The sequence below is a fragment of the Austwickia chelonae genome (assembly GCF_003391095.1).
Taxonomy (GTDB): domain Bacteria; phylum Actinomycetota; class Actinomycetes; order Actinomycetales; family Dermatophilaceae; genus Austwickia; species Austwickia chelonae_A.
Window position 1 is genome coordinate 2,067,716 of the sequence record NZ_CP031447.1, and the last position, 25,846, is coordinate 2,093,561.

The following is a 25,846-nucleotide window of genomic DNA, read 5'->3' on the forward strand; positions in this document are numbered from 1 at the left end:
TTCCAGCGTATGGGATTCGTCTCAGCTGCCGGGCTAGGCTGATCGGCATGGATTTCGGCGAGGAGGCTGCCGGGTGGGACGAGCGTCCTGACCGCGTGGCGCGCAGCCGTGCGATCGCTGCGTCGATCCGAGAGGCCGTGGATCTGTCGGGTCGTCCGGAGACGATCGAGCTGGGTGCGGGCACGGGTCTGTTGTCGCGTCAGCTCGCCGATGCGCTCGGAGCGGTGACGCTCACCGATGCGGCGGCGGGGATGGTCGAGGTCGCGGCCGAGCGGATTGCGGTCGAGTGCCGGGACGGGTGGCGTGCCGAGCTGGTGGTCCATGATGCGTCGGTGCTGCCCGGTGGCCCGTACGGCCTGGTGTTGTCACAGTTGGCTTTGCATCACATGGGGGATGTCCCTGCGGTACTGCGCTCCGCTTTTGAGGTTCTGGCTCCGGGTGGACGGATCGCCGTGGTGGATCTGGACCATGACCCGGATGGCGCCTTCCACGCTGAGCATGCTGATTTCGAGGGACCGCACGGTTTTCGGCGTTCTGAGATCGAGTCGTGGATGTGTGCTGCCGGGTTCGTGGAAGTCCAGGTGACGACGGCGACCTCGATCGACAAGGAGGTCCGGGACGAGACGCGGAATTTCACGTTGTTCCTTGCGACGGGGCACCGCCCCTGACCCGGGTCTGAGCTTCTCCACCTCTGACCCGGCCGCAGCTCCTCCGCCTCTGGCCAGCTCATCAAGCGGTCATCTATCTTCCGGTCGCCTCGCCCCGGCCATCTGCCCACGGAAAGCTCCTCCAGTCACCTCGCTCCCCCGCCGCTTGACCTCCCAGAACTCCGCTTTCAGCACTGCGATGGCCTTGTGGGACTGGGGTGAGTTTTGGTGACTGCGGTGGTGACAGGACGCCACCGCAGTCGTGTCCTACCACCTCAGTCGTGCCCCGCTGATCACTCATGGTCTATCGCCGTTGTCGCCACAAGGTCCCCACCGTCATGACACGCGGGCAGTCCGACGCGAGCGATGTACCGCGGCCTGGACCAGCTGTGCGACCCGACCTGGATCGCGAAGATCCGCCCAGATCAGGCGCACGACCTCCCATCCTGCCGTCCGAAGATCGGCTTCACGTCGTTTCTCTGCAGCCAACGCCCCACGTTCGGCGTACTTGCCCATCCCGTCGAATTCCACCAGCACCCGCCCGTCGACGACGCGTAGGTCGGCCCGGTAACGACGTCCAGCCACCTCGACCGGGTACTGCGATGTCGTCGCCCACCCCAAGTGCCCCAGCAGATCCCTGGCGACGCTCTCCCCGACCGATTCCGCGCGGGGATCGAGGCGATGCACTGCTGCGCGGACCGGGGCGATCCCCGGGGTACGGCGCATCAGGTCGAGGGCTTCTCCGATGTCCTCCAGGTGCACGAGCCCTTGTCGCAGCGCGGCATCGGCGGAGGCCAGGAAGGATGTGGGTCCTGCCACGAGCCCGGTCTGGGCCAGGGCGACCGCGATCGGGACCATGCGCTGTTCCGGCCGCACCCCGCGGGGCAGGGCGTGGACGACGGCGCCTCTCCTGCGCCATCGACCGCCGGGTCGGTCGGTCGCCAGGTGCACCACGTCGAGGTCGCAGCGGTACGTCGGGATCCCCGCGCAGGCCAGCACACTGTAGTGGCTCAGACTGATGTGATCGCCCTGTCTGCGGAGCACCGCAGTGCATCTTGCTGCGTGGGCCGCTTCCGGAGTGGGATGGGCGGTGGTCGTCAGGTACGTCCCGGGGGCGGCGCGGACCAGCTCACCGGCCCGCAGCGCCCGGCGTACCTGCGTGTCGTGGACCCCTGCGCGCAGGGCCTCGGCTCGGGTCAGCACTCCTCCACCGGCCACGACAAGGGCCCCTACGACGTCATCCATGGCTCCAGCCTGTCCCGACTTCCCGGAATGCCGACGACCTGTGCGGCCAGGTCTGGGGACGAGGAGAATCCGCCGGGGGGTTGGGGACGAACACCTGACGCTGCCATCACGGTGACTGCGGTGGGGATTGATGTCTCAGGTGGGAAATTGTGGCTGCGGTGGTGACAGGACGCCACCGCAGCCACGCCGGAACACCGCTGAGCCAGTTCGCCACCGCAGTCCAGGCAGAACCTTCCACGAATGATCAGCGGCGCGGCATCAGCACCGTGTAGTCGAAGTCCAGCGTGACCTCGGGCAGATAGGTGCCGTCGTCCCCCTTGTACGGGAAGTCCACACAGGCCCGGTCCTTCGTCGCGACCGTGCGCAGTCGCAGCGCCCCGATGTCGTCACGGCCGGGGACCGTCATCCGGTCCAGAACCTCGGACCAGGCGTAGACGGTGTGCCCGGCGAAGGTCGGGTTGGTGTGCGACCCCGCGTTGATCGCAGCGACCGACAGCGCATTGCCCAGTCCGTTGAAGCTCAGAGCTCTCGCCAGGGAGATCACGTTGCCGCCGTAGACGATCCGGCGACCGTTGCGACCCTGCGCTTCGGTGTGTTGGTTGAAGTGGACCTTGGCGGTGTTCTGGTAGAGGCGGGTCGCCATCATGTGGTCGGCCTCTTCGAGGGTGTTGCCGTCGACGTGGTCGATGCGCTCCCCCACCTCGTAGTCCTCCCAGAGGTACGGCGATCCGGCGAGCTCCACGTCGTAGGAGCCTTTTTCGATTCTCCACGGGATCTGCAGCGACTCGACCGGCACCGCTGACGGCAGCGAAGGAATCACGGCTTCGGGGGCGGGCGAACCCGCATCGCGTTTATTGACCATGACCCATCGGTGGTAGTCGAGGACGACCTCGTCGCGCTGGTTGACGCCGGTGGAGTGGACGTAGACGACACCGGTCCTGCCGTTGGAGTTCTCCTTGAGGCCCTCGACCTGGGATGTGGTGGTGAGGGTGTCGCCGGGGTGGACCGGCGCGCCGAAGACGCCGCCCGCGTAGCCGAGGTTGGCCACCGCGTTGATCGACACGTCGGGCACGGTCTTGCCGAAGACGATGTGGAAGACGAGCAGGGAGTCGACCGGCATGCGTTCCTGCCCGCAGGCCGCCGCGAAGGTTGCCCCGCTCGTGGCGGCGAACCGCGGCCCGTAGAGCGCCTGGTAGAGCGCCACGTCGCCGTCGGTCACGGTGCGCGGGGTCGCGTGCCGCAGCTGCTGCCCGATCTCGAAGTCCTCGAAATAGTTGCCGCTCATCACCTTCGCGCTCATGGTTCGCCATCCTGCCTTGCGTGGAGTGATTGGTCGCCTGATCCGACACGTGGGAATGCTCACGTCGTACGACGCCTCTGGGCCGGACGGCGACTCCCGTCGTACGACGCGAGGGCTGGCGACTGCGAGGGTGACTCGTGACTGCGAGGGTGACTCGTGACTGCGAGGGTGACTCGTGACTGCGGGGGTGACAGGACACCACCGCAGTCGCGTCGAAGCACCGCAGAGTCCGGGGGCCACCGGAGTCGAAGCGCCCTGCTCCTTTGGTGTCCGCTGCCTCTGTGTCGAAGACGTTCACTCACCTGGCCGGACGCCCACCAGTCGAGACCGTGGTGAGCGCGGAGCGGGAGGATGGCGGTCATGAGCGATGTGCGTACGGCGTCCGTCCCGGAGTATCCGGCAGTGGCGATGCTCCTGGGCCAGGTCTTCCGGGACGACCCCACCCTGGGTGCCGTGGTCCGGGACGCGCAGGATCCGGCGTCCAGGCTGGCGCGGATGTTCACGGTGCAGATCGGGGAGATCTTCGCCCCGTCCGGCGCGGTGGACGTCCTCCCGGATGCCGAGGGTGGGCTGGCTGGTGCTGCGCTGTGGGCGGAGCCGGGCGCGTGGCACCGGTCGAGGTGGGCCGAGTTGCGGGGGATGCCGGCCCTGGCGAGGGCGTTGGGTCGGTCTTTCCCGGCGTCGGTGCGCAGTGAGCGTGCCTGTCTGGACAGGCATCCGACCTTTCCGCATTGGTATCTGTACGTGGTCGGTTCGGCGACGCGGTCCCGGGGCAGAGGGGTGGGGTCGGCGTTATTGCGTCATGGGCTGGCCAGGGCGGAGGCGCAGGGGGTCCCGGTGTATCTGGAGGCGACGACGCCTCGTAGTGCGCGCTTGTACCAGCGGTGGGATTTCGTGGAGCTGGGGCCGGTGCCCAATCCGCTGGGGGATCAGGATGCGGTGGGGATGTGGCGTCCGTCCGGAGGAAAGGGAGCCTTGGAACACCCCGACCGTCTATAGTGCATATAGACAGTAGGAGGTGGCCTCTTGCCGCTCAGCATCACCCTCTCCAGAACCACCGGACAACCCATCTACGAACAGATCCGGGCCCAGACCCAGGCCGCGATCCTGAACGGGGACCTCCCCCCAGGCGCACAGCTGCCCTCCATCCGCGGGCTCGCCAAGGACCTCCAGGTCAGCGTCATCACCACCACCCGTGCCTACAGCGACCTGGCCGCCCTCGGCCTGATCGCCAATGTCCCGGGCAAAGGCAGCTACGTCCTCGACATCGACACCGCCACCTGGCAAGGCCAGATCCGCGATCTCGTGCACGCCAGCTTCCTCGACGGCGTACTCCATGCCGCTCGGGCCGATCTCTCCCCCGCCGAGCTGCACCGCCTGCTCGACGACGCCATCACCGCCGCGAAGGAGCGCCGATGAACACCGCGCGGAACCCCGACGACCAGCCGCTGCTGTCCCTGAACGGACTGGGCAAGAGCTTCGACCCCTTCCACCTGGAAGACCTCGACCTAGAGGTGCGAGCCGGTCAGGTCGTCGGCCTGGTCGGCGCCAATGGAGCCGGCAAGACCACCGCCATCGGCTGCGCCCTCGGCATGCTCCGCCCGGACCGGGGGACGGTCCACCTGATCGACAAGCAGTGGATCGGTGTCGTCCTGGACACTCCCCCGTACCTGCCCACCTGGACCGTCGCCGAGGTGGAACTGGCCCTGGCGCCCTTCTACCCGCGCTGGAACCGGAGCACCTTCGCCCGCCTGGCCGACCGGGCCGGTCTGAGCACCTCCTCCCAGGTCGGATCGCTCAGCCGTGGGATGGCGCTGCGCCTGCAGCTGGCCGTCGCGCTCAGCCACGACGCCCGGCTCCTGATCCTGGACGAACCGACCAGCGGCGTCGACCCGGTCGGACGCTGCGAGCTTCTCGACGAACTCGCCGGGTTCATGTTGCACGAGGACCACGGCATCCTGTTCTCCACCCACATCACCGCCGACCTGGAACGCATCGCCGACCGGGTGGTCGTCCTCGCCCACGGTCGGATGGTCGCCGCCGGGGACACCCCGGAGATCCTGGACGCCTTCCGGATGGTGCACGGCGGTCTGGGTGAACTGCCGGATCCGTTGCGCGGAATGGTCCACGGGCTACGGGAGCATTCGGTCGGTTGGGCAGGTGTCATGGCCACGCCGGACACCGTCCATCTGTCCGGCGCCTGCGTCGTGGAAGAGCCGACCCTGGACGAGCTGGTGAGGCATCTGTCCTCACTCGATGCACCGGTGGCCAGCCATGGCTGAGCGACCACTGCTGGCGATGTTCCGGTTGGACCTGCGGGTCCTGCATTCTTTCCTCCTGCCCGCCGCGGGCTTCACCGTGCTCGCTGCTTTCGCCTACGCGACCCTGGGGCTCGGCCTGGCGCTGGTCACCGTGATGTTCATCCCGCTGATGGCGATCAGTCTTCTGGCCCAGGCCGAGGAGTCTGCGCACCTGCCGCGGCTTCAGGCCTGCCTTCCGGTCTCTGCTCGCATCGTCGCCGCCGCGCATCATCTGGTGACCGTGGCGGTCTTGGGCTACGCGACGGTGGCGGCCTTGTCGCTGGTGATGGTGGACGCGCGGCTGCGTGACATCGGTGCTGGCGCCGGGACGACCGGGGCGATGCTGCTCCTGCTACTGGTCGGCGCGGCTTCGTCGTTGTTCTGGCCGGTCGCCGATCGTTATGGCACCGACCGGGCCTGGTGGGTGGCCGTGCCGGCGGTCGTCCTGTTGCTGGCGATCCAAGCGGTCCTGATGGCTCAGCACTGGCTGTCGTTCAGGGGTGGTGCTGTTCTTCCCCGCTGGGAGGTCCTCCGGCCGCTGTGGTCGCCTTCCGTCCTGGTTCCGTCCGTCGTCGGCGCGGTCCTGCTTGCATTGTGGGCCTCCTACCGTCGCTGCGTGATTCTGCGGTGTGGAACGCGGTCCGACGCGCCGTGGTCCTCGGCGGTTCTCTGCCGAGACCGATCCGGTGGCTGCCTGTCCGGTCTGCCATGGTCTCCCGTGCTCCGGCTGCAGCTGCTCGCGCTACGCGAGCTCAGGCCGGTCGTCGCCCTTCTCCTGATCCCGACGGTGCTCGCCGCGGTGGCTGTCGATGCCCTGTCCAGCACGCTTTTCCTGGTGCCGCTCGCGCTGACGGTCTCGTTGAATGTCGTTCACCTGGCGGGTGGCACGGGCTTGGGCCGGTTGTACGACGCATTGCCGGTGGGTCGGCGTGAGGTGGTCGCCGCGCAGTATCTGGTCGTGTCCGGCGTGGTGGCGGTCGTGACGGCGGTCCTGGCCGTACTGGTGGGCTTCGACCTGTTCCGTGGTCGCGGGTCGGGCACGGATGCTCTTCTCGGGGTGGCTGCGGTGGCGGTGGCCTTGTCCGCCGTCCTGGGTCTGGCGATTCCGCTCTCGACCCGCTGGGGTGCGTGGAGGGGTGTCATGGCTGTTCTCGCGACGGTGATGCTGCTCACCACTGGGCTCATCGCCGTGGCGTTCACGGCACCCGACGCCTGGGCCGATACGAAGTTCTTGCTGGCTCAGGCGCCGTGGTGGGGAACACTCAGTGCCTCGGTATCGGTGGCCGCTGTCGCCCTGACGTCGTCCTACGGGGTCACGACTCGGATCTACGAGCGTCAGGACCTATGAGCCCCCGTGGACGGTGCTCTCGGTGTCGACCCTGGAGCCTCGCGACGACGGGGGCGCTGATCGACCGGGCACTACGACACCGTGACCGACAGTGCTGAAAGTCCCGGATAGGCTTATCCCCATGGCTGACTTCGATGTGGTGGTCCTGGGCGCCGGCCCGGGTGGATATGTGGCGGCGATCCGGGCAGCGCAGCTCGGCAAGCGCGTCGCCGTGGTGGAGAAGAAGTACTGGGGTGGAGTTTGCCTCAACGTGGGTTGCATCCCCAGCAAAGCACTGCTGAAGAACGCCGAGCTGGCCCACACGTTGACGCACGAGAAGGCCAAGTACGGCATCGAGGGCGACGCCACGATGTCCTACGGTCCGACCCACAAGCGGTCTCGCCAGGTCAGCGCGGGCATCGTCAAGGGCGTCCACTTCCTGATGAAGAAGAACAAGATCACCGAAATCGACGGATGGGGAACCCTCACCGGGGCGAACTCCATGGATGTCGCCCTGAACAACGGGGAGACTAAGTCGATCAGCTTCGACAACCTGATCATCGCCGCCGGTGCGGTCACCCGGATGCTCCCGGGCGTGGAGGTCAGCAAGAATGTCGTGACCTATGAGGAGCAGATCCTCGACGAGAACCTCCCCCGCTCGATCATCATCGCCGGATCCGGCGCCATCGGTGTCGAGTTCGCTTATGTGATGGCCAACTTCGGCGTCGATGTGACGATCGTGGAATTCCTGGACCGGATGGTGCCCACCGAGGACGCCGACGTCTCCAAGGAACTCCTGAAGCACTACAAGAAACTCGGCGTGAAGGTCATGGTCGGCACGAAGGTCGACTCCGTCGAGGACACCGGCTCCGGCGTCAAGGTCACGGTCACCCCGGCCGCCGGCGGCGAAAGCACCGTCCTGGAAGCCGACCGTCTCCTCTCCGCCATCGGTTTCGCTCCGCGCACGCGGGGCTACGGCTTGGAGAACATCGGCGTCGAAATGACCGAGCGGGGCGCGATCAAGGTCGACGGCTTCTGCCGCACCTCGGTGCCGAATGTGTACGCCATCGGTGATGTCACCGCGAAGATGATGCTGGCCCACGTCGCTGAGGCCATGGGCATCGTCGCCGCCGAGACCATCGCCGGCGCGGAGACCATGCCGGTGGATTACGCCAATATTCCTCGGGCGACCTACTGCCACCCGCAGATCGCTTCGATGGGCCTGTCCGAGCAGCAGGCGAAGGACGCCGGCCACGAGGTGAAGACCTCGTCGTTCCCCTTCGCAGCGAACGGCAAGGCCCAGGGTCTGGGCGAGGCCGCCGGTTTCGTGAAGGTCGTCGCCGACGCGAAGTACAACGAGATCCTCGGCGTCCACATGATCGGCCCGGATGTCACCGAGCTGCTCCCGGCCGCGAATGTCGCCAAGCAGTGGGACCTCACCGCCGACGAGGTCAGCCGCACGGTCTTCGCGCACCCGACCTTGGGCGAGGCGCTCAAGGAGGCCATGCACGGCATCAGCGGCCACATGATCAACTTCTGACCAAGGGGTCGTAGCACCGACATCGGATCCGGCCCGGTCACCTTCCATGGCGACCGGGCCGGATGTACTCCTTGATCCCGTCCTTGTCTGCGTAGATAAGAACGGCGGGCAAACCAGATCGCCCAGGAAGCAGGGATTGATCCGGGCGAAGATCGGACGAGAGCCGACGATCTCCGTACGTCCTCGGATGTCGTGGACCAGCCGCCCCAGATTGGGGGTGCGGGACGGGTTCAGGTGATTCATCGCCGACAGATGGCGGAGGACACGACGCCGTAGGCGTCTTGTCCTCGCCGACGGCAGTGGACGCGGCACCGCCTCCTAGAAGGTTCTCAACCCCGAGAAGGCTCCTCTTGATACCGGTCATCTTGATACCGAAGAGCCGCTGTTTCCATAGGCCTCCAAAGAAATTCAACCAATATTCTGTTGAGGGACGTTCTACGTCCACGGCGAAGATGGGGCTCGTGCCTCCTCGGCACGAACCCCACCCAAGTCACCGCTTGAAGCGCTCACCTCTACAGGGCCGGACCACCCCTCGGGCGCTCGTCGACGGTGACCAGCGCAAACCCTTGACGTTCGGCAGGACGCCAGCTCAGCTCCCGATCGTAGAGCCGCCTCAGGTAAGGGATTTCCCGGTGATAGACGAACACCGAGGAATCGACCCCGACGATGCCAGGAGTGTCGATGAACATCGGCAGCTCCTCCAGGAAATACTGAACAGCCTGCTCTTCCTGGTTCTCCTGAGGAGGATTGCCCTCCTCCTCCCAGGCCTGCAGGATCCCCCGCGATGTCGCCAAGGTGGCCTCCTGGAAGTCCGGATCCTGCGCATAGCGCCGCCGTCCTTCGTCAAGAAGTTCCAGATAGCGAGGGTTCACCGAAAGGCTCTCGTGACAGAGCACCATTCCCGGCGTCTCCTCCACGCCCACCTGCGCCAAGGCCGTACGCACCTTGTTGAGCACGTACTTGCCCTGTTTACGAGCCTTGGACTCCGCCTTGGCCTCGGCATATCCCAGGGCGCGCAGGGTGTGCGCCGCTGACTTGTCCGGCACGAAGAAACTCGCCTGCGGGTAGGTCTCGAACGCCCAACACACCAGTTCGGTGATCCGGGACTGGTTGAAGTAACCGTTGAACGGGCTGACCCCGACGCAGACGTGACCAGCCTCGGACACGATCTGCGCGCAGGACTCGGTCAGCGGCTCACGTCGGAAGACGACATCGCGGAGAAGAGGATCAGTCACGGTGGCCATCCACCTCATCAGCCCATAGAACGTGCTGTTCCCCGCCCCGGACCGGCGCTTCGATCCGGTTCTCGGCCGGGGGCAGCGGACAGTTGAAGTAGTCGGAGAAACCGCACGGCGGAATGAAGGCCCGGTTGAAGTCGACCTCGATCGGCCCGACTCCGGTGACCCCGGACAGTTTCAGGAAACGACCGGGGGCATGGCTCTCCCGGCCGGTCGTCCCGTCGGCGAAGACGATCACCAGCACCTCGTGGTCGAGGAAGGCCACCAGGTCGTAGCGTTTCCCGCCGACCTCGACCTCCACGACGCCGGGAACCTTCTTGTCGTGCCCGTCATCGGACTCTCGTGAGAATCCCCAGGACACGTCGGTGGCCTGGTCATAGGGGCGGAACTCACCCTGCACGACCAGTTCCGGGTCGAAAGGATAGACCTCGATGCCGGCGAACCGTTGCGCTTGTTCGTTCTCGGCCCGGTAGATCCGCAGCTCCACGGAGTCACCGTCCAGGCTGAAAGCATCGACGACGGTGTCGCCGCAGGTCAACAAGGGGGTCCCGTCCCCACGCAGCAGAGACATCACAGTCGGGCCGGTCACTGGCACCCCGTCGATGTCCAGCTGAGCGCCCTCGTCGGGAACGATCAGCACGCCCTGGCCGTCAGGGCCGGGGGCAGCCGACAGCGGCAGACCGATGACCTGTTCGTGACCGCTGACCTCGTGGAAATCCACCAAGGCCAGCGGTCCGTGCGCGCCGGTCACAGCAGCCAGCCGTTCCTGTGCCCATTCTCGGTGGGCAAGCTCTTCCGGGGACAGGACGACTTCGGTTTCTCCGACACCAGTGGGCATTTCTCTCCTCAACAGGGGTTGTACGACGACAACGGGGCCGGGTACGAAGACCTTCTCGTACCCGGCCCCGTCGATCAGGAAATGATGAGACTTACTTGGTGGGGTACTGGGTGCTGAGCATCTTGCTGACCCAGGCCTCCATGTGCGGCTTGCCCTGCGGGCCCTGCATCGCAGGAACCGACGACTGCAGCTTGCCGTTGTAGATCACGACCATGGCGGGCAGACCACCGGGAAGCGTCACACCGTTCTTGGCGAGAATCTTCCGAACGGCGGAGTCGTTGGACGCCACATTGGCCAGGGTCCATTTGCCACCGCTGGCCTTGGCCAGTTCGGCAGCGACCTGTCCGTGACGCTTCGAGGACTGCGAGTAGTTGTCCAGGTGCAGGCGCAACGCGACCGGGTGACGCTTGGAGATCGCGACGACCTTCTTCCAGGACTCCTCGTCGCTGATGTTCACCGTGGCCGGGTCGGCCACGGCCTTGCCGCCCTTGACCGCCTGGTCGATCCAGGTGTTCACCGCAGCCTTGTCGCCGTCGTATCCGCTACGACGCGAGGTTTCCTTGCCGTCGATGATGGAGATCAACGTCGGGAACCACGGCTTGTCGAAGCGCTCCCAGATCTTCGGGTACTTCGTCCCGTCGATCTTGCCGATGACGTACGCGCCGTTGCTGGCCTTGGCCTTCTCGGCCAGCACCGGTGCCAGCTTCTCGCAGGGGTCGCAGCCCTCCTTGGAGAAGTCGAGGATGAAGGGCACCTTCTTCGAGCCAGCCATCAGCTGATCGAAGTTCTTGTCGGTGACCTCGACGATCTTGCCGGGTGCTCCGGGCTTGACCGGGGTCTGTCCCTCACCGGGGCCACCCGGCTTGACGGGCTTCTGGCCATCGCCAGGTCCACCAGGCTGTCCCGGCTTGACGGGCTTCTGGCCGTCACCAGGTCCACCAGGCTGACCGGGCTGACCGGGGCGAACCGGCTTCTGGCCACCGTCTTCGATCGGAATGTCACCGGCCGGAGGCTGTCCCGGCTTGACGGGCTTCTGGCCGTCACCAGGTCCACCAGGCTGTCCCGGCTGTCCCGGCTGACCGGGGCGAACCGGCTTCTGGCCGTCACCAGGTCCACCAGGCTGACCCGGCTGACCGGGCTGACCGGGGCGAACCGGCTTCTGGCCGTCACCAGGTCCACCAGGCTGACCCGGCTGACCCGGCTGACCGGGGCGAACCGGCTTCTGGCCACCGTCTTCGATCGGAATGTCACCGGCCGGAGGCTGACCCGGACGACCAGGCTGACCAGGCTGACCGGGCTGACCGGGCTGACCCGGACGACCAGGCTGACCCGGACGACCCGGCTCCTCGGGCTTGTTCGGCGGGTTCGAGTCGACCGGCCCGAAACCACTGACCGTCTTGTCGATGAAGGACTTCAGCCCTGCCTCACCGGGGAACCCGGACAGGTGCGAGCCTTCCTTGCCCTTGGCGTAGGGCACGATCGTCGGGTAGCCACGCACCTGGAAGGCCCGCTTGGCGTCGGACCGGTCGGCGTCGATGACGGCCAGGGTCCACTTACCCTGAGCCTGTTCGGCCATCCGGCGGATGACCGGGTCCATGGTCCGGCAGGCGCCGCACCAGGCAGGAGCGGTGATCAGGAAGAAGACAGGGCGCTGGCTGCTCTGCTTCTTCAGCTGCTCAAGGTTGCTCATGTTCACGTCGACGATCGACGCGCCGCCCTGCACCGCGGACACCTCGGCCCCGAAGGGGGAGGTGGTGACGGCATTGGACACTCCGGTACCGACTCCGGTGAGGAGCAGAACGCTCGCAGTCACCAGGCCCACGGAACGCCGTGAAATCGAATTCATAAAATCTTTCCCTTTCGATGTGTGGTCGACAGTCGAGTTCGTCTACCTGTTCAGTGGGTCTCCGCGTAATCGGAAAATACAGATCACTCAGCCACCTCCATCTCTTCGGATCATCCGCGTCGCGTCCTCTTATGAGGACACGAAATCTTTGGTATCCGGGCAGGGCCGATCGAGATATCGCAGGTAGACGGCCCCGGGCTTGCATCATGTTCCGGAATGACTCCGAAGATGCCGCCCCACATATTCAGATCAGCTCAGAGATCACGCCGGTTGAATTCACCGGATTCGTCTGCGGAAAACTGATCATTCATGGGTTCAGAAGACCCGATTCAGCTGATCTTGCGAATTCCAGCCCCGCGGGCCAGCCCGAATCGAGCAGCGATCAGGTAGCAGATGAATGCCGCGATCATCGAGGTCAAGGCCGGAATATTCCAGCCCCACAGAAGATCGGGCACCATGGCGGACGCTCTGGCGACGAGATATCCGACAACCCAGGCGATCACCCCAGCAGGAACGTAAGTCGGTGCTTCAGAAGGGAGTTCGCCTCGAAGCCGCGATTCGTCAAGCTCTTTTCGCCACGAGCGACAGACGAAGTAGTCCGCGATCATGATCGCTGCGATCGGCGGACACAGAATGCCCAGTTCGAACAGGAAGGGCTGGAAGAGTTTGGCGAAACCGAGCGCCGACATCAGCGAGCCGATCAGGCCCAATGCCACGGCGACGGTCGCTCGGGAGAGGTTGATCCCGCCGAGAGCATGTGCCGCGTTCACCACACCCAAGCTGGAGGGGTAGAGGTTCCAGTCGTTCACCTTGACGATCGACAGGACCAGGATGATGACGCCCAGCACACCGGAGGTGCTCTGGATGATCTCGATGACCACTCCAGCGTCGTCCGGGGTGGTGACCTTCAGGGCGTGAGCCAGCAGGACCCCGATGACTCCGACGAAGTACTCGCCGAAGGTGACTCCGAGAACAGTCTGTTTCACCACGTCGGCGACATTGCGGTTGTAGCGCGCCATATCAGGGGTGAAGATCGCACCGATGATGAAACCACCGGCGACGAAGGTGGTCGCCGCAGCCAACGAGATCGGCTGTCCTGGAGGAGGAGTGGAGAAAAGTTCTGTTCCGTGCTGGGAGAGAACCTGGGCGACGGACCACACACACACCAAGAGGAATGCCGGTACGGCGACCCAGGCGACCCAGGACATCGCGGCGAACCCGAGGGTCACGATCGCGGTGACCCCCAGCCCACCGAGCACGGCCCAGACCCAGATCGGCAGGAAGGGCATCAAGGTGTGAAGGCCTTCGGCGAAGACGGCGTTCTGGATCGCGAACCATCCCACCAGGGTGATCGCAACGACCAGGCCGACCACGGCAGAACCTGCGGTACCGAATCCTGACCACCGAGCCAGGACAGAGGTTGACAGGCCCTCGCGAACTCCGGCCACTCCCAACATGATCGAGACCACTTCGAGGATCACCGAGCCCAGGGTGATCGCGATCATCGCGTCCCAGAAGCTCAGACCGATGCCGATCGAGGCGGACAAGAGGAACTGGGCCAGAGCCGACAACATGCCGAAACGTTGGACCGCGACGGTCAACCATCCGTAACGAGCATCGTCCGGCACCCTGACCAGGGCGTAGTCATCGTGTTCAGGAATCGACGACGAATTGTCTGCCGGAGTTTTCTCCGCAGTAGCTGCACTCTGGGCAACAGGGGATGTAGCCATGATGTCCTTCCAGCTCAGCCAGGATCAGGGGCACAGATGCTGCTTCGCGGCCGCGACGACGACCTCGGGTTTCTGCGCAGCCTGGGGGACCTTGCGCTCCTTGGCTTCGGTGCGGATCTGCTCAGCCATCGCATCGTCCTTGACCTCGGACTGCTTGACGACGCAGGCAAGCTTCATCAGAGCTTCGACGTCATCGGCCTGAGCCGGCTTGGCTCCGAGCTTGGCGACCGCGTCCTTCACTCCTTCTTCCACCTTGGAGACCGGGTGGGCCGACACCGCCGGGGCCGGCGGAGTGTTTTCGGAGCTTCCTGCGGAGCCGCCTTCCTTGGCATCTCCACCGCAGGCGGACAGCGACAGCATGGACAGGCAGATCATGGCGACGCTCACCGACTTGGTGATCGTCTTCGCGCCTCCCGGACCGATCCCAGATCGATCGTTATACATCAACAACCCCTCGCTGACCTCGAGAAACGTTGCAGCACTAAGGCGTTCAAGAGCCCGGCCGCACGACAGGTGAGATTCAACTACGTAGGCCACGAAGATGTAAAGCCCTGAAGACAATTCACTTACATTTTGGCTCCATTTTTCACCCAAAACGAGGGGGAGAAATCGCCCAGATCGAATCTGACCAGCAGATTTACTGCCGAAAATCCGAAATTGAGCGTTATGAAACCGAGTTGCTGGCAGGTAGGAACAGGCGTAGGGTGCCGACCGCCAGAAGTCTGAGGCAGAAGATAGGCCTCATTGCACCCTTTTCCATGGAGACTGCTGTCTGAATCGTTGAAATTTCATCAACATTCCGCGTCCGAATTATGTTCAATTCGGAGCAATTCCCCATACGTCGCATTGATTCGATAAATTCAATGCGGAGACTGTCTATGTTTGATGATCGAAAGACTCTCCGAGCAGCTAAAGAACGCGCTGCCCGAAGGCCCTGCTTCCGCGCAGAGCGCATCGCCGCCTGCTCCGGCCCGAAGAGGCCGCCATCCACCGTGATCGGCCAGGGGTGGTCAGTCCCCCGTCAACAGCGCTGCCACGCGGTCAGGCTCCTCCCCCACACGAAGAAGAAGCACGCGCAACGCTGCTACCGCCGATCACGCTCGGTATCAGAACACACCTTCTCGACCGTCAGCTGAGAGTCTCAGCACCGTTTCCTCAAAGGTGCCCTGGACATGACAAGGCCTCGGCAGGCCCAGCCCGCTCAGAGGGGCTGGGCCTGCCGAGGCCTTGTCATGCACCGGTAAAAAAGGTCAGCCAGTGTTCTGCAGGCCGGCTGCGGCCCCGTTCATGGTCAGCAGCAGCACAGTCCGCCACCGCTTGACCATCTCCTCATCGGTCTGCCCCTCCTCGTCCAGCACGCCCTCACGCACCATCCGAAGAGCCCGGATCTGCAAGTGCGACAAGGCATTGATGTACGGGCGCCGCATGTCGATGGCATGGCGCAGATGAGGTTTACGTTCCAAGAGCTCATCCTGATCCAGGACCGCCAGCACAAGACGGCGAGTCAGGTCGTACTCCTCCAGGATCGTCGCCACCAGCTCAGGGCGCTCCCCCAGGTCCAGGAAAGCCTCGGCGAGCGCGCGATCAGCCTTGGCCAGACTCATCTCCGCGACGTCGATCAGCGACGCGAACAAGGTCCATTCCCGGTAGGCCTGCCTCAGCGAGTCCAGATCGTCGACTGCGGCGAGGCCCGATCCGAGCCCGTACCAGCCGGGAATGTTGACCCGGGCCTGTGCCCAGGCGAAGACCCAGGGGATGGCCCTCAGGTCGGCCAGTGAACGTCCGGTCTCACCCCCGCTGCGCCGGGAGGGCCGGGAGCCCAGCCGTAGCTCACCCAACTCGTCCAATGGGCTGGCCTGAGCCAGCAGGTCTGCGATCCCTGGAGATTCCACCAAGGCCCGGTAGGCACGCTGAGAGGCCTCGTCGATGGTCGAGGACAGATCGGCATAGGAGCGGCACGTCTCCCCCCGGCGTCTGGCACGCTCCGGCTCATCGGTCAACAGGACCGCGCTGGTCAATCGTTCCAGGTGCCGTTGGGCGATCATCACATCGCCGTAGCGGGCCGCGATCACTTCACCTTGTTCGGTCACTTTGAAACGGCCGTCGACCGACCCCGTCGGTTGGGCCAGGATCGCCCGGTGCAATGGGCCACCGCCCCGCCCGAGGGAGCCTCCTCGACCGTGGAAGAGCGTCATCCGCACGTCATGGCGGCGGGCCCAGGCCGACAGTCTCGACTGTGCCCGGTCGAGGGTGAGCGTCGCACTGGCGGGGCCGACGTCCTTCGCCGAGTCCGAGTAGCCGAGCATGATCTCCACATGACGTCCGGTGGACTGCAGCCAGGCGATCGTGCTGGGTAGTTCGATCCATTCGTGGAGAGTCACTTCTGCGCACCGCAGGTCCTCGCCGGTCTCGAAGAGGGGAACCACGTCGAGCCGGAGTGGTCGGTCGCCCACGGCGAGCCGGGCCAGGGCACGGACGGCCACCAGGTGGGCTGCGCACTGGCTGAAGCTGACGATGTACCGACCGCAGCTGCGTTCCCCCCAGCGTTCCTGCAGATAAGCCATCACCCGCAAGGTGTCGAGCAGCTCGGTGGTGCGCTCGGACAGTTCGGCCATCCGCCGCCCGGAGACACCTTCGGGCCAGCCCCGGGTGGCCAGCTCGTCCAGGAAGATCGGGTTCTGGGCCGCGCTCTCGGGGTCTTCCACGGAGTCCAGACCGCTGAGCAGCTCCACCAGCGCAGCCTGATGGACCTCGCTGTGCTGACGGACCTCCAGCTCGGCCAAGTGGAATCCGAAGGTCTCGACCAGCCAGATGAGCTGTTGCAGTTCGCCACGGGCTGCGCGGGTATCGCCGGCTGCGATCAGGCTGTCCTGCACCAGTGCCAGGTCGGCCAGCATCTCCTGCGGCCCGGTGTAGGCCATTCCGGTCTTCTCGCGGCGGGTCAGATCCAATCGGGCCACTACCACGAGCATCTTCTGGCGGTGTGGCTCTCCGGGGGAATCCTTCACGATCTGGGCGATCACATCAGGTAGCCGGACCGCGTCATTGGCCAGCGCTTCCATCAGCGCGTCCGAGGGAGGGGTGCTGATCTCGTCCACGGTCAGGGTACGAGCGATCCGGTCGGCGTGCTGGGCCAGTGCGGCCAAGGCGTGTTGGGCCTGCGCGGCCATGGTGCGCCGGGTCACTTCGGCGGTGACATACGGATTGCCGTCGCGGTCGCCGCCGACCCAGCTACCGAATCGGACGAAAGCCGGGGGCATCTCCTGAGCTCCCAGGCCTTCGTGCACGGCCCGGTAGAGCCTGGGCACCGCCCGGAACAAGGTCTGGTCGAAGACCGTCAAGATCGACTTGACCTCGTCACCCGGCTCGGGTCTGGTCCGACGCAGGGTCGACGTACGTTGCAGGATGTCGATGTCCTCCAGCATCCGCCGACGCGCGAAATCGCGTTCCAGGCTGCCGGACCACGGGTCGTCGAAACGGTCGAGCTGTTCAGAGATCCGTACCAGCGCCGTGGTCACCGCACGACGTCGGGCCTCAGTCGGATGCGCCGTCAATACCGGATGGATCCTCAGGTCGGCGACCTGACGAGCTGCGGACTCGCCGATCTCGGCGATAGCTGCGCCCACGCCGCCGGCTTCGACGCCGGTCCCGAAATCCCGGGCCTCGGCGCGCAAGGACCGCGCACGTAGTCGTTCGTCGGCCAAGTTCGTCAGGTGCAGGTGAACAGTCACCGTCCGGGCGAGCAAGGCTGCGGTGTCGTCGTCCATCCCGGCCACGACCTCCCGAGCCCGGGTGAAGGCCCCCGCGTCACCGGTGTCGGCCGATGCCTCCACCAGGGTCTGCATGAGGTCGACGAGATCGGACAGACCGGCCTCACGCAACACCGTGGCATGCAAAGAGGTCAACAGATCCAGATCACGAGAAACCCGCGGCAGGTCGGACGAAGCCGGTGCCGCGGAAGAAGCTCCGCTCATACCCACCATGCTAGGAAAATTCGCGCCCCCGCTCTCCTGCAGGTTCGCCGTATGGACGCTCCTGTCCCGCTACCCGTGGACTGAACAACCGACGTAGACCCGTTGTGGCAAGCTCAGGTCCAGGTGCGTCCCTGACGCTGATCAAGACGCCGCCGACTCTTCATCGCGTGGTCCGCCGCCGCCGAAGAACCCGCTTCAGGGCCTTCGTGTGTTCCTTGGAAGCCCGCGCCTCCCCCATCGGTCGGCCCACATAGGTGCCGAGGCTGACCCCGGCAGCCAGAGCGAGGCCCACTGTTCCGGCCGACATCAGCGTCACGAGCCCCTCGTCGGAGGCCGTGCCCACATAGTCGTACAACCCGCGATAGACCATGCCGCCGGGCAGCAGGGTCACCAATCCGGCAGTCGTGATCGCCAGGGAAGGCACCCGGCAGAAGCGTCCCAACGCCGGAGCGAAGAGACCCACCGCGAAAGCACCGATAGCGCTGGCCGGAGCGATCGACAGCTGGAGAAAAACGCCCACCAGATAAGCGGACCATCCCAAAGCTCCGGTCACCAGGGACACCAGGACGGTACGCGGCCCCGAGTAGGTCGTGATCGCGAAGGCCGCCGAGACCAATGCCGCCAAACTGATCTGCGAAGTGACCGAAGGTGCGAAACCGAGGGTCGGTGAGATGTAGGCCGGGACCCCGGCCCGGTTACCCAGGCCCAGCACTATCAAGATCCCCACCACGACCCCCAAGGTCATCAGCAGGACCTCGAAACCGCGACCGGTGGCTGTCACATAATAACCGTCGATGGCGTCCTGAGCTGCTCCGACGAGTTGCAACCCGGCGAGGAGCACCACGATCCCCGCGGTCACGACCACCGAGGGGGACATCGACCCGAGGCCGACGACATCATGAGCACGCGCATACATCAGGACCATGGCGACCCCGGTGGGGATCGCTCCTCCGATGATCTGCGCGAAGAAGGCAGCAAGCCCTCGACGGGAGACCCACAACAGAGCACGGTCGATGAAGGCCGCCGTCACCAGGGTGAGGACGATCTCCTGCCGGCTTCCGTCGAGCAGAGCCGCGATCGCCCCGGCCAGACCAGCATTGGCAGCGGTGACCACATCACGGTGGTAAAGATGCGGGCGCCGCATGATCTCGGTGAACCGTTCGCGGGCTTCCTCGATGGGAATCGGGTCCTGGGCGAGCGCAGCCACCAGTTTCTGGATGCGTCGCAGCCGGTCGAAGTCGGAGGTCCGGTTGGACACGACCCGCATCACGGTGACCGGGTCATGCCGCTCTCCTCGATGGTGGGAGACGGTGATCGAGGTGAAGGTGACGTCGACGTGCACGGAACGCAGGCCGTAGGCGTGAGTCAGCTGGATCGCCGTGGCCGTGACATCGGCGGCGGAAGAACCCGTGGTGAGCAGAGCCTCGGCGATCCGCATCGCCAGGTCGATCACTGCGCGGGCGCGGGCTTCTTCGACACCGTCGTCCGCTGGCTGTATCCGCATACCCCAGGTGGGCGGGGCTCCTTCGACAGCGTGCAGGAAGCGGTTCCGCAGCCGGGTGCGACGTTCGGCGTCCAAAGGCCACCGTTGGATGGCTGCTCGGCTGCGGAAAACCGATTTGGCAGCGGCGCTTTCCGCAGCAGGAGCGGCATCGTCCAGGGGGCTGCGCAGCTCTGGTTGCGCCGAGGCGAGCGGGAGTGGCGAGGTCACCGATTTGGTAGCGATAGGACCGGTCTCGTGGATGCTCGGTACCGGATGTGCTTGGTCTTTTCCGGCGGGTTGGATCGCGCCGTCGTTCTTGTCGCCGCCTGCGGTGCCGGACCTCTCGGAGTTCCGGTCCTGGCCGTCCTCCGGCGTGTCGTCATGCGCCATGTCCCACCCTGTCCCCGCTTTCACCCCGCCCAGTGTGCGACCAGATTCAGCGACGCCGGGCACCTATCGCAAATCACCTGTTCAAAGAACACTTCCGGGCGTTTCGCCGCGTCTGGTGCGGCCATGGATATGGCCATGGCAGAGTGGCGTTCGTGAGTGAGAAACAGACGAAGGCAGAGCACCGGGGCATCCCTTCCACCGAAGCATTCCGTCGTTATATCTCTTCGGGTTGGGCCTCTTCGCAGGACCCCCTGCCCGAACGGGCCGAGGTCGCCGACCATGCTGCGCGACGACGCGCACGATTGTCCGATTTCTTCCCCGGCGAACGGCTCGTGATCCCGGCTGGAGGTCTGAAGGTCCGCAGCAACGACTGCGACTACATGTTCCGACCGCACAGCGCCTTCGCCCATCTGACCGGGCTGGGTGCCGACCGGGAGCCGGACGCGGTGCTGGTGTTGGAGCCGACCGAGAACGGACATGAGTCGATCCTGTACTTTCGTCCGTCGGCCGGCCGGGACAGCGAAGAATTCTTCACCGACAGCAGGTACGGAGAGTACTGGGTCGGTTCACGTCCGACCTTGGCCTCGACACAGGCCGAGCTGGGCCTGGAATGCCGTGACCTGTCCTGCTTCGAGAACGAGGTCGGCAAAGACGTCGGTAGCGTCCAGGTCAGGGTCGTCCGGGATGCCGACGACCAGGTGGCGGTCCAGGTCGATGCGGTCCGGGCCACCGCGCTCACCGAGGGCGTCTCCGCGGAGGAGGCGGCACAGAGCACGCAGGAGTCCGACCTGGAGTTGGCCCGGGTGCTGTCGACGATGCGTCTGGTGAAGGATTCCTGGGAGATCGATCAGATGCGTCAGGCCTGCGCGGCCACGGCCCGTGCCTTCGAAGCCGTGGTCGCCGAATTCCCCGAGGCGATCCGTCGAGGACGCGGTGAGCGGTGGATCGAGGGCACCTTCAACCGGACAGCCCGCCACGAAGGAAATGGCGTCGGCTACGAGTCGATCTGCGCCGCCGCCGATCACGCGAACACCCTCCATTGGATCCGCAATACCGGAGACGTCAAGGAAGGCGATCTGCTGTTACTGGACGCCGGCGTCGAGATGGACTCGCTGTTCACTGCGGACATCACCCGCACGATGCCGGTGTCGGGCACCTTCACACCCGCTCAACGCCGCGTGTACGAAGCGGTCCATGCCGCACAAGCCGCCGGTTTCGCCGCGATCCGACCAGGCAACCGCTTCAAGGACATCCATGCCGCGGCGATCCGGGTGATCGCCGAACATCTGCACCAGTGGGGTCTGCTGCCCGCAGGCACCACGGTGGAAGATTCCCTCGACCAGGAGCACGGTCAGTGGCACCGCCGATGGATGGTGCACGGTACCAGCCACCATCTCGGCCTGGACGTCCACGACTGCGCCCGAGCTCTCCGGGAGGACTACATGGACGCCGAGCTACGTCCCGGGATGATCCTCACCGTGGAACCCGGTCTGTACTTCAAGGAGGACGACCTGCTGGTTCCCGAAGAGCTGCGGGGTATCGGTGTCCGGATCGAGGATGACGTCCTGGTCACCGAGGAGGGATGCGAGATACTCAGCCCGCACCTGCCCTCGCAGGTCGACGAGGTGGAGGCCTGGCTGGCGAAACTCCTGCCTTGAAACTACCTTGATCGATTCCCCCAAGTCCCCACCGGGGAATCAACCGCGTCGGGGCGACCTGAGCTGTCCACAGCCCGGTCACCCCGACGCAGCTTGCTCATTCGGTGGCCAGCGCCGAACTCGGGGAGATCTTCGCCGAACGACGGCCAGGAACCACCGATGCCGTCCATCCGGCCACCAAAGCCACCGCCGTGACCAGTACTAATCTCTCCCAGGGCACGACAACCACGATCGAGGCGATGTTCTTGCCCAGCATGGCCTCAACCGCAGCCGCTCCGTAGCCGATTCCGACAGCGATACCCAAGGTCGTTCCGACGGCGGCAAGGATCAAGGCCTCGATACCGAGCATCCTCCTCGCCTGCCGACGGGTCACCCCGAGCGCCCGCAACAGCCCTGATTCACGAGTCCGCTCCAGAACAGAGAGCCCCAGGGTGTTCCCGACACCGACCAGCGCGATGACCACGGCCACTGCGAGTAGACCGGTCACAACGTAAAGCACCTTCTGCGTCGTCCTCTCCATCTCGGCCCGCGCCGCTATGGCTCCACCCACCTGGGCTTGAACACCGGACACCGAAGACGAGAGTGTCCCGACTGACTTGGCCGGGTTCTGCCCATCGGCCAGCCGCACAGCAATCGCGTTCCGGGCCGTGGGGTCGACCTTGCGCAGGTTCTCCAGGGTGAGGGTCGGCGTTGGGGGGCCGTCCGGCCTGGCCACCGCGCGCAGGCTGATCTTGGCTCCTCCTGGGCCGGTCACGACGACTTTCGCGCCGTCGCGCACCTCCGGATGATCCTTCGCGTTGAGCAGCACCGTGTCCTGGTTGAGCCCTTCGACGAAACCGCGGTAGCGGATCGCCTTCTCGGCGTCAGGCCCCAGCCCGTCAGCTTCACGTTTGAGCTCGAAGGTCTGTGCCGGGTCCGCCGAGGTCACCGTCACCTGCCCCCGGCCTTGACGGCCTACCGCCGCGACCCCTGAGGTCTGTTTCACCTTGTCGAGGACCTGACCGGTCAGGTCTCCTTCAAAGGTGATCAGCGCGTCGACGGGAGCGCGGCGGTCGAGTTCCTGGGCGATGCTGGCCTGCCCGCTCTCGGCCGCGACACTCATCATGGTGATCAGGGTGACCCCTACGAACAGGGCGCTCGCGGTGGATCCGGCCCGGGCCGGGTTCCGGCGGGAGTTCTCGACGGCGAGCCGACCGGGTAGTCCCGCGATCCGAGCTGGCAGAACACCGAGCAGGCCGGCCAGCGGCGGGACGATCACGCTGCCCAGCATGACAACTCCGATGACGGACAGAGCGCCACCGGCCATCGCCGGAACGACGGTATGTGCCAGGGAGAAGAGCACCAGCGCGGTGGTTCCGACCAGGAAGGTGAGCGAGCCGAGCAGGATCCGGACCCGCCCGGCCCGGGTCTTCGTCAACGGAGCGAATTCGGGACGTAATGCGGCCATCGGTGCCACGCGGGTGGCCCGACGGGCCGGCACGATCGCAGCGAAAGTGGTGACCACCGTGCCGACCAGCATCGGAACGATGATCGCGGTCGGTGTCACCCACTGGGAGCCCAAGGCCATCGAGGTTCCTTCGCTCAGTGCGGCGAGGAGCGTGACGAGAGCCGCACCGAGGGCGACTCCCCCGGCGGAGGCCACGAGGGAGAGGACCACGGCCTCGCGGAGTACCGATCGGAAAACCTGTCGGCGGGTCGCGCCCACGCAGCGTAGGAGCGCCAGTTCACGCACCCGTTGGAGCACCAGGATGGAGAAGGTGTTGGCGATGACGATTCCACTGACGACCACCGAGATGCCGGCGAAACCCAGGAACAGGTTCGTGGCCACCCCGACCATGGCCTTCGATTCACCGATCCGATGCGCGCTCTCGCCTTCCTTGGTCCGAACGGTCAGGGCTTGCCCGCCTGGCAACGCTGCTGCACCGGCCCGCAGGGTCTCGGCATCGGTGCCAGGCGCGACGAGGTGGACTTCGTCCACGCCGCTGTTGCCTGTCCACTCAGCGATATCGGTGCCGAGCGCGAAGACCATTTCACGGGCCGATCCGGAACCGCTCGGGTCGGGGTCGACCACGCCGACGACCTTGCCCCGGACCGTAGGGGCATCCCCTCCGTGGCTGAAGCGGATCTCCTGCCCCACCCCGATGGACCGGGCTGAAGCCATCGCTGCGGTCATCACGATCTCGCCGGACTTCTGAGGTTGCCGTCCTGCAGAAATCCGGCCGGTGCTCTCGGGAAGGAAGGTACGCACTGTGATCGATTGACGATGTCCGCCGAGGTCCTGGAAGAAAATCTGTTCAGCAGTCGCTTTCACCCCGGTGACCCCGGGAAGACTGCGGACGGCGGTGACATAGGACTCGGGGATCGACGAACTGCTCGATCCCCCACCGCGGTCTTTCTTGGTGATCACGACGGTGGCCTCGGAGAGGTCGCCGACGATCCCTCGTTCCATGGAGAAGCGGATCCCGTTGCCCAGGAAGAGTGCCACCGCTACGAAGGTGACCCCGAGGACGACGGCCAGGGCCGCAGAAGCGAGCCGACGGGGCTGGGTCAGCATCTCAACCTCCGATCCGAGTACGAAGGTCGTCGGCGACGATCCGCCCGTCGGTGAGGGTGATGACCCGGTCGGCATAGGACGCGGCATGGTCGTCGTGGGTGACCATGACCACGGTCTGTCCCAGCTCACGGACGCTGTGCGACAGGAAGTCGAGAATCGCGTCGCCGGAAGCGGAGTCGAGTGCACCGGTGGGCTCGTCGGCGAAGATCACCGCGGGTTTGCTGACGAGGGCACGGGCGATCGCGATGCGTTGCTGCTGTCCTCCGGACATCTCTGCAGGCCGGTGCCGCAGCCGGTCCCCGACACCCAGGACGGTGACCACCTGATCGAACCACTCCTGGTCCACCGGGCGTCCGGCCAGTTTGAGCGGGAGGAGGATGTTGGCACGCGCGTCGAGGGTCGGCATCAGGTTGAAGGCTTGGAAGACGAATCCGATCCGGTCGCGGCGTAGCCGGGTCAGTTCGTTGTCGGACAGCCGGGTGATGTCGACGTCGCCGATCCAGGACCGCCCGGAGGTGGCTTCGTCGAGGCCTGCGGTGACGTGCATGAGGGTCGACTTGCCCGATCCTGAAGGGCCCATGATGGCGGTGAAGTCGCCTGCGTAGATCTCGACGTCGATCCGGTCGAGCGCGGTGACGCTCATCTGTCCGGTGCCGTACAGCTTGGTGAGCTGCACGGCGCGGACGGCTGGCCGACTGCCTAGCAGGGCGGGATCCATGGTCAAGTTCTCCTCCGTAGCGTCAAGGGCTGCGAAAATCGCCCTACATGACGCTACGGAGTGGCCTGCTCCGGCGAATCTGGCGGCAGGATGATCCTGAGGTACACCCGGCGATGTACCCCCTCGTCCTCGCGATGGATCAAGAGGCCCGGTCAGGCGTCCTTCTTATCCGTTTTCCCTTCGGGTGCCGCTGCTCCGGAGCTTTCCTGTCCGTCGGCGTTCTGGGGTAGCGCGGTGGTCGGTGGAGCCGGGGGTTTCTGCGGCATGAGGGTCGTCGCGGTGGGCGGCTGTTTCCCGGCTTGTTCACGGGCCTCGCGTTCGGCGCGTTGAGCGTCCAGCGCCTCGCCGTAGGTCCGGTATTTCGGTTGGGTCGCAGGTTCCGGTTCGGGTGTAGGCGCTGCTGGGGAAGCCTGCGGCGCGCCCCAAGCATGCTGTGCTGGGTGCTGGGTGTTGTCAGCGTCCTGGGTCGGTTGTTGCCCGGATCCCCAAGGCCCGGGTGCTTGCGGGGCATTCGGAGAAACCGGGGGTGTTCCAGTACCGCCGGGCACACCTTGGCGCATTTCTTCCATCAGCCGGCGGGCGTCTTCGATGAGGTGATGTTCTACCAGCACCTCGTACCGGGTGGCGACCACTTGGGAGACCGAGGTGAAGTCGCGGGCTCCGCCGCTGAAACGGTAGGCGATGACGGCCCAGATCATCCCGAAGACCGCGCCGACGAGGACGGCGGTGAGGAACTGCCCGGGTCCGGCTCCCTCGACGAAGAGCCACATCAAGGAGCCGAAGAACATGCCCATCCAGGCTCCGGATCCGGCTCCGGAGGCCAGGACCCTGCCGCCGGTGAGTCGTCCGGTGACCCGTTCGACCTGTTTGAGATCAGTGCCGACGATCATCATGTTCTCGACGGGGAATTCCCGGTCGGACAGGTAGTCGACCGCGCGTTGGGCTTGTTCGTACTCTTCGAACACCTGGAGGCTGACCGGATGTTGCAGTTGCAGACTGCTCATCGGGATCCTCGGCTGCCCACCGGGCTGGGTCATGTCGGTTCACTTCCTCGACTG

19 protein-coding genes are annotated in these 25,846 nt (G+C 65.5%); 7 read left to right on the forward strand and 12 right to left on the reverse strand.

The features are described from left to right. Nucleotides 1–47: 47 nt before the first annotated feature. Nucleotides 48–668, forward strand: coding sequence for a class I SAM-dependent methyltransferase (locus tag DX923_RS09055; RefSeq protein WP_116114259.1), 621 nt, complete (start codon nucleotides 48–50; stop codon nucleotides 666–668). Nucleotides 669–983: 315 nt separating this feature from the next. Here the strand turns inward: DX923_RS09055 and DX923_RS09060 are convergent, their stop codons facing one another. Next, nucleotides 984–1,892, reverse strand: coding sequence for a type IV toxin-antitoxin system AbiEi family antitoxin domain-containing protein (locus DX923_RS09060; protein WP_116114261.1), 909 nt, complete (start codon nucleotides 1,890–1,892; stop codon nucleotides 984–986). A 244-nt stretch (nucleotides 1,893–2,136) separates the two neighbouring features. After that, the gene (locus DX923_RS09065) at nucleotides 2,137–3,192 is read right to left on the reverse strand and encodes a MaoC family dehydratase (protein ID WP_116114263.1); all 1,056 of its coding nucleotides are present in this window, start codon (nucleotides 3,190–3,192) and stop codon (nucleotides 2,137–2,139) included. A gap of 360 nt (nucleotides 3,193–3,552) precedes the next feature. Here DX923_RS09065 and DX923_RS09070 point away from each other — a divergent pair, with 360 nt between their 5' ends. The 5 genes from DX923_RS09070 (at nucleotide 3,553) to lpdA (ending at nucleotide 8,359) form a co-directional block, all read left to right on the forward strand. Beyond that, complete coding sequence (locus DX923_RS09070) at nucleotides 3,553–4,191, forward strand: GNAT family N-acetyltransferase (protein WP_162872881.1); 639 nt, start codon at nucleotides 3,553–3,555, stop codon at nucleotides 4,189–4,191. Nucleotides 4,192–4,218: 27 nt separating this feature from the next. Next, entirely contained in the window at nucleotides 4,219–4,611 is a 393-nt protein-coding gene (locus DX923_RS09075; RefSeq protein ID WP_116114267.1) for a GntR family transcriptional regulator, read from the forward strand. Further along, nucleotides 4,608–5,474, forward strand: coding sequence for an ABC transporter ATP-binding protein (locus tag DX923_RS09080; protein ID WP_116114269.1), 867 nt, complete (start codon nucleotides 4,608–4,610; stop codon nucleotides 5,472–5,474). The genes DX923_RS09075 and DX923_RS09080 overlap by 4 nt, the downstream gene beginning before the upstream one ends. Further along, nucleotides 5,467–6,840 (forward strand): ABC-2 transporter permease, encoded by a 1,374-nt coding sequence (locus DX923_RS09085; RefSeq protein ID WP_162872882.1) that lies wholly within the window; start codon nucleotides 5,467–5,469, stop codon nucleotides 6,838–6,840. The genes DX923_RS09080 and DX923_RS09085 overlap by 8 nt, the downstream gene beginning before the upstream one ends. A 121-nt stretch (nucleotides 6,841–6,961) precedes the next feature. Next, nucleotides 6,962–8,359 (forward strand): dihydrolipoyl dehydrogenase, encoded by a 1,398-nt coding sequence (gene lpdA / locus DX923_RS09090; protein WP_116114273.1) that lies wholly within the window; start codon nucleotides 6,962–6,964, stop codon nucleotides 8,357–8,359. A gap of 512 nt (nucleotides 8,360–8,871) precedes the next feature. Here lpdA and DX923_RS09095 read toward each other — a convergent pair. The 7 genes from DX923_RS09095 to DX923_RS09125 all read right to left on the reverse strand — a co-directional run bounded on the left by DX923_RS09095 (nucleotide 8,872) and on the right by DX923_RS09125 (nucleotide 19,858). Beyond that, complete coding sequence (locus DX923_RS09095) at nucleotides 8,872–9,594, reverse strand: tRNA-dependent cyclodipeptide synthase (RefSeq protein WP_162872883.1); 723 nt, start codon at nucleotides 9,592–9,594, stop codon at nucleotides 8,872–8,874. After that, the gene (locus DX923_RS09100) at nucleotides 9,587–10,435 is read right to left on the reverse strand and encodes a DUF1684 domain-containing protein (RefSeq protein WP_116114277.1); all 849 of its coding nucleotides are present in this window, start codon (nucleotides 10,433–10,435) and stop codon (nucleotides 9,587–9,589) included. Before DX923_RS09100 ends, DX923_RS09095 begins: the two co-directional genes overlap by 8 nt. Before the next feature lie 91 nt (nucleotides 10,436–10,526). Next, a complete protein-coding gene (locus DX923_RS09105) occupies nucleotides 10,527–12,281 on the reverse strand; it encodes a thioredoxin family protein (RefSeq protein ID WP_116114280.1) in 1,755 nt (584 codons plus the stop codon). A gap of 329 nt (nucleotides 12,282–12,610) precedes the next feature. After that, a complete protein-coding gene (locus DX923_RS09110; protein WP_205413012.1) occupies nucleotides 12,611–14,011 on the reverse strand; it encodes a purine-cytosine permease family protein in 1,401 nt (466 codons plus the stop codon). Between the two features lie 24 nt (nucleotides 14,012–14,035). Continuing rightward, nucleotides 14,036–14,455 (reverse strand): hypothetical protein, encoded by a 420-nt coding sequence (locus DX923_RS09115; RefSeq protein ID WP_116114282.1) that lies wholly within the window; start codon nucleotides 14,453–14,455, stop codon nucleotides 14,036–14,038. Between the two features lie 806 nt (nucleotides 14,456–15,261). Continuing rightward, nucleotides 15,262–17,985: a phosphoenolpyruvate carboxylase gene (locus tag DX923_RS09120; protein ID WP_116116253.1), complete on the reverse strand. Its 2,724-nt coding sequence runs from the start codon at nucleotides 17,983–17,985 to the stop codon at nucleotides 15,262–15,264. Between the two features lie 160 nt (nucleotides 17,986–18,145). Continuing rightward, the gene (locus DX923_RS09125) at nucleotides 18,146–19,858 is read right to left on the reverse strand and encodes a threonine/serine ThrE exporter family protein (RefSeq protein ID WP_116114284.1); all 1,713 of its coding nucleotides are present in this window, start codon (nucleotides 19,856–19,858) and stop codon (nucleotides 18,146–18,148) included. Between the two features lie 152 nt (nucleotides 19,859–20,010). Here DX923_RS09125 and DX923_RS09130 point away from each other — a divergent pair, with 152 nt between their 5' ends. Next, nucleotides 20,011–21,516 (forward strand): aminopeptidase P family protein, encoded by a 1,506-nt coding sequence (locus DX923_RS09130; protein WP_162872884.1) that lies wholly within the window; start codon nucleotides 20,011–20,013, stop codon nucleotides 21,514–21,516. A gap of 97 nt (nucleotides 21,517–21,613) precedes the next feature. Here DX923_RS09130 and DX923_RS09135 read toward each other — a convergent pair whose 3' ends face one another. From DX923_RS09135 to DX923_RS16470, 3 genes are all read right to left on the reverse strand, one after another. After that, a complete protein-coding gene (locus DX923_RS09135) occupies nucleotides 21,614–24,070 on the reverse strand; it encodes an ABC transporter permease (protein WP_162872885.1) in 2,457 nt (818 codons plus the stop codon). Between the two features lies 1 nt (nucleotide 24,071). Continuing rightward, nucleotides 24,072–24,788 carry an ABC transporter ATP-binding protein gene (locus DX923_RS09140; protein WP_116114290.1) on the reverse strand — a complete coding sequence of 239 codons (717 nt, stop codon included), beginning with the start codon at nucleotides 24,786–24,788 and terminating at the stop codon, nucleotides 24,072–24,074. A 152-nt stretch (nucleotides 24,789–24,940) separates the two neighbouring features. After that, complete coding sequence (locus DX923_RS16470) at nucleotides 24,941–25,792, reverse strand: general stress protein (protein ID WP_205413013.1); 852 nt, start codon at nucleotides 25,790–25,792, stop codon at nucleotides 24,941–24,943. Nucleotides 25,793–25,846: the final 54 nt, after the last annotated feature.